This window comes from Lentzea roselyniae, assembly GCF_039537795.1.
Taxonomy (GTDB): Bacteria; Actinomycetota; Actinomycetes; order Mycobacteriales; family Pseudonocardiaceae; genus Lentzea; species Lentzea atacamensis.
The window spans coordinates 1-2,828 of sequence record NZ_BAABBE010000103.1 but is presented as its reverse complement, the minus strand read 5'-3'; the positions used below and the strand labels follow the sequence as shown (position 1 = coordinate 2,828).

The 2,828-nt window shown below is 64.1% G+C and carries 3 protein-coding genes; 2 read left to right on the top strand and 1 reads right to left on the bottom strand.

The features are described 5' to 3' along the window. The first annotated feature begins 209 nt into the window (after positions 1-209). The gene (locus ABFX45_RS45990; RefSeq protein ID WP_346137394.1) at positions 210-332 is read left to right on the top strand and encodes a hypothetical protein; all 123 of its coding nucleotides are present in this window, start codon (positions 210-212) and stop codon (positions 330-332) included. Positions 333-777: 445 nt separating this feature from the next. Next, positions 778-1,485, top strand: coding sequence for a class I SAM-dependent methyltransferase (locus ABFX45_RS45985; protein WP_346137393.1), 708 nt, complete (start codon positions 778-780; stop codon positions 1,483-1,485). 553 nt (positions 1,486-2,038) lie between these two features. On the opposite strand, the gene ABFX45_RS45980 is transcribed toward ABFX45_RS45985, so the two are convergent. Further along, positions 2,039-2,689: a tetratricopeptide repeat protein gene (locus ABFX45_RS45980; RefSeq protein ID WP_346137395.1), complete on the bottom strand. Its 651-nt coding sequence runs from the start codon at positions 2,687-2,689 to the stop codon at positions 2,039-2,041. Positions 2,690-2,828 lie beyond the last annotated feature (139 nt).

Genomic DNA, 2,828 nt, shown 5'->3' with positions numbered 1-2,828 from the left:
TGCGGCGCATCGGGCAGCAACGGCTGCGCCAGCAGCCACAACGGCTCCGGGCACCACTTCTCCACATCGTTCATCGCTGATCAACGATATAGCCTACCTTGCAACACACCCAAACGAGATGCGGTCTTACCGCGTATCGCGGTGAGCTGGGCGGTAACGCGAAGTGGCGTCCCAAGCGCATGCAGGCCATCGAGACGACTGGAACGGTCTTGTCCTTTGAGGACTACTGGCGTCTCGAGTCGATGCGCGGTTACGAATCCCAGCACCCCGTAGCGTGGATCAAGGAGGTGCTCGAGCTGTGCCGCTTGATCGCCGTGGAGGTCACGTCCTGAGTCGCCGCGTCGCGTCCGGGGGCGGGTTCCTCGCAGGTCGAGTCGAGCGGCGTCGGACCATGATCTGCGCGGACTGGCTCAGGTGTGTGATCGCCGTGTCGAAGTCGCAGGCCAGGTGACCGAGTAGCTGACGAGTTCTTTCCGCGTAGCGCGGGACGGCAGCCTGTTCGACAGGTGCCCGCGCTAGGGGCGTGCACCAGAGGTTCCATTCCGGGGATTCCACCGAGAAGTTGATGGAATTCGGCGGCGAGTATGTCGCGCTGTTCGAGCAGATGACAGGGACGGAGCTCGAGAAGCTGGATCCGCCGGTCTCCGCGAGGGACAGGATCCGGGCGCGTTGACGCAGGAACTGCCCGAGTACTTCTGAAGCCGTTACGACGACAACCTTGTGGAGCGTTACGTGAGGACTGAGAGTGCCGATACCATCAACGATTTCCTCTACTTCATGGAGGATCGGTATGCGGGCGGCAGGACCGAGCGCGAAGGAAACGTCATCTGGGCGCTCGCCGAGCTGACCGAGGGCGGACGCGTTCTCGACCTCGCCTGCGGATGGGGGCGAATCTCACGCTATCTCACCGATCGCGGAGCCGATGTGGTCGGCGTCGACATCAACGAGACCATGCTGGAGGCGGCGCGGCGCAACGCTCCGAAGGCGACCTTCGTCGCCGCGGACATGCGCGAACTGCCCGACCTGGGGACCTTCGACGCGGTCATCATCTGGTGGTCGTCGTTCGGCTTCTTCGACGATGGAACCGACCAGCTGATCCTCCGGAAGCTCCGGGAGAACCTGCGTCCCGGCGGCAAGCTCCTCGTGGAGCACGCCAACGCTGCGCAGTTCTTCATCGAGGCGGCCGCTAATCCCAAGGGAAAGACGACCGCCCAGCGCATCGGTGACGATGTCATGGTCGACACACGCCGGCTGAGTGACGACGGCCGCCGGGTCGTCGGCAACCGGCAGATCTGCCGGAACTCCCGGGTCAACGACATGCCGTACGACATGAGGCTCTTCAGCGGCTCCGAGATCGAGTACTGGTTGGCACAGGCCGGGTACACCGACGTCGCCGTGCTCGACCGCGGTGGCGATCCGTTGACGTGGCAGTCGTACGGATTCGTCGCGTCAGGGACCGCCCCGGCCGGCGACATCAGCTCCTGAGACCTACGAGGACGCTGCTTGCGTGCTGCCGCATGACTGGACCAGCGACCGCCATCGCCGCTTGAGCGCGGCAGGCTCGCTGAGCCGGAGGGTTCTGCGCTGTTCGACGGGCATCTGACCGCCTCGATCGGTGTGGCCATGTCTTCAGGGTCTACATCTCGAATGCTCCCCGGTCGGCGCCGGCGAGGTGCGCCGAGTGCGCGAAGATCACGGATTGCATGACACCGGCGCCAAAACCCCAGGTCACGCGTTCAGGTAGCCGACGAGTTCCGCTCGGGTAGGGCGGAACGGCAACCTCTGCGGTGGGTGCCCGCGCTGGGGGTGCGGGCACCGGAGTCTCACCTCGTGCACGCACCCTCGAGCGCTTCTCGACTCACGAGTAGCACTTGTCGGGTGTATGAGGCGTGGAAGGTCTGGTACGAAAGCCAGTGGATCCGTCCAGGCCTGATGAGGGGCACTGCCTTCCAGAGGCGGTGCCCCTCAAGGCTTCGTCCTTCGGCCGCGCTTTAGAACATCCACTGTGGACGATTGTGCGCGCTAGGAGTGGGACTGGCTACTCGCAGCGGAAGCAGGTGGTGGTCTCGTCATCGAGGGAGGCCAGGTGCTGCTGCGCGTGCGTGGAGTCGTACATGCCGATGGGGTACCGGTCTATGGCTTTGCGCCAGTGTCTTTCCGCCTCGGCGATGTCTCCACGGGCCCTGGCGGTGTGGGCGAGCCCCTCCAGAGCACGTGCTTCGAACCTCGCGAACGAGTGGTGTGCTGAGTGCTCCTTGGCTTGTGCGTAAACCATTTCCGCGTGGTCCACGTCGTTGGCCGCCAGGGCGGCTTCGGCCAGAGAGTTGAGCACTTCGCACTCCACCCTGTGCAACTTCAGCTGGCGCGCCAGAGTCAGGGCGGCGCGGCCGTGCTCTACCGAGGTGGTCAAGTTGCCCAGCGCGCGGTGAATGTTGCACAGGACCATTTGTGCGAGGGCTATGCCTGGCTGGTAGTCGATCGCTGTGCAGCCGGACAGCATCTCGTCCAACGTGCGCGCGGCTTCCTCGTGTTTTCGTTGTGCGTGCTGGATCATGCCGACGCTGCACGTGATCATCAGGCGGCCGACGACGTGTTTTGGCGGGATCAGGGTGAGCGAGCGATTCAGGTGGTCCAGTGACTCCTCGAACCTGCCCAGTTCGCGGAACACCACTGCGAGATTGTTCGTGATCGTCGCGTGGTCCGAGCTATTGTCAAGATCTGTGGATCAAGATCTTTAGGCGGCTTCCTCGTCGGGGCGTTCGACAAGCTTGCCGTTGACGAAGGTGGCGCCGGCTCGGACGAGGGCGACGAGCTGGGGTGCGTTGACC

Bases quoted from the DNA above. Each gene is read 5' to 3' on its own strand.
- ABFX45_RS45985 (WP_346137393.1), top strand. From the start codon at position 778: ATGGAGGATCGGTATGCGGGCGGCAGGACCGAGCGCGAAGGAAACGTC.